Origin of the sequence: Clostridium acidisoli DSM 12555 (genome assembly GCF_900176305.1) — a bacterium.
Taxonomy (GTDB): Bacteria; Bacillota; Clostridia; order Clostridiales; family Clostridiaceae; genus Clostridium_I; species Clostridium_I acidisoli.
The window spans coordinates 1-1,341 of sequence record NZ_FWXH01000060.1 but is presented as its reverse complement, the minus strand read 5'-3'; the positions used below and the strand labels follow the sequence as shown (position 1 = coordinate 1,341).

1 protein-coding gene is annotated in these 1,341 nt (G+C 31.2%); it reads right to left on the bottom strand.

Going from position 1 to position 1,341, the window contains the following annotated elements; all coding sequences use genetic code 11:
- Positions 1–1,341, bottom strand: a 1,341-nt coding sequence (locus B8978_RS19340) for a condensation domain-containing protein (RefSeq protein WP_242950604.1), incomplete at both ends; no start/stop codon positions are given.

The following is a 1,341-nucleotide window of genomic DNA, read 5'->3' as shown; positions in this document are numbered from 1 at the left end:
TCAAACTGTCCCAAATAGTTAAAGCATATTTCTGGTTTTAACTTAAATTCCATCTTATCCTTAGAAAGATATTTAATTATGCCATAGCCAATTCCCTTATTAGGTACTCTTCTTAAAGAATCTTTTGTATTCTTTATCATCATTCCTAATTCTTCATTACTACTGCTTAAAACTATTGGATACTGCAAAGTAAACCATCCTATTGTTCTTGTTATATCCACATTTTTTACAATCTCTTCTCTACCATGAGATTCCAAGTTGACTAATATATTCTCCTCGCCTGTCCATTTACTTATTGTTAATGCCAAAGCTGTTAATAGCAAATCCTCTATTTCTGTGTTATATGACTTATTTACATGTTTTAATAATTTCTCCGTTTCCTCTTTTGTAAGGTTAAATCCTACACTTCTTAAATCTTTAATCCTAGCTACAGCTACCTCTTTGTCCTTTGGAAGTTTCCTTACGTCACACTTATCTATATAGCTCCAGTATTCTAGCTGTTTTCTCATATTGGAACTTGTAGCATGTTTACTCTGTTCACTTGACCACTCTTTAAAGGATGTAGTTTTATCTTGAAGTATTATGTCTTCTCCCTCTTTAGCCATTTCATATGCCTTTGATAAATCTTCAAATAATATTCTCCATGAAACTCCGTCTATAACTAAATGGTGTATTGCTATTAGTAAATGATCTCCTTTATTGGTTTTAAATAAACCTAATTTAACAAGAGGACCCTCCTCTAAATTAATACTACCTTGAATTTCATCACACTTTTCTGTTACTTCTTTCTCACTTAAACCTTCATATACATTTAAGTCGTATAACTTTTCACTTGTCCCTCTATTAATTTGATGTATTTCACCATTTTCATTTTTATACACCATTCTTAAGGCATCGTGGTGAATTATTATGGCTTTAAACACCTTTTCTAATATTCCTTTTTCAAACCCATCTTTACTAAACAGCATTACTGATTGATTCCAATGATGTTCTTCTTCAAAATTCATTTCAAAGAACCATTTTTGTATAGGCGTTAATTCTACTTCTCCAACTACTTCATCTTGGCTTATTGTTAAAGCATTCTTATTTACGCACTTACTTAAAGCTTTTATATTTGAATTGTTGAATACATCCTTAACTTCAAAATAATATCCCTTTGCTTTAGCTCTTGATATTACCTGTATTGATTTTATAGAGTCTCCACCTAAACTGAAAAAGTCATCGTTTATTCCTATATTGTCTATACCCAATACGTCTTCCCATATTTGTACAAGCTTTTGTTCTATTTCATTTCTTGGAGCCTCATATTCTGCTCCTGTATCAATTTTACCTTGTGGCTCT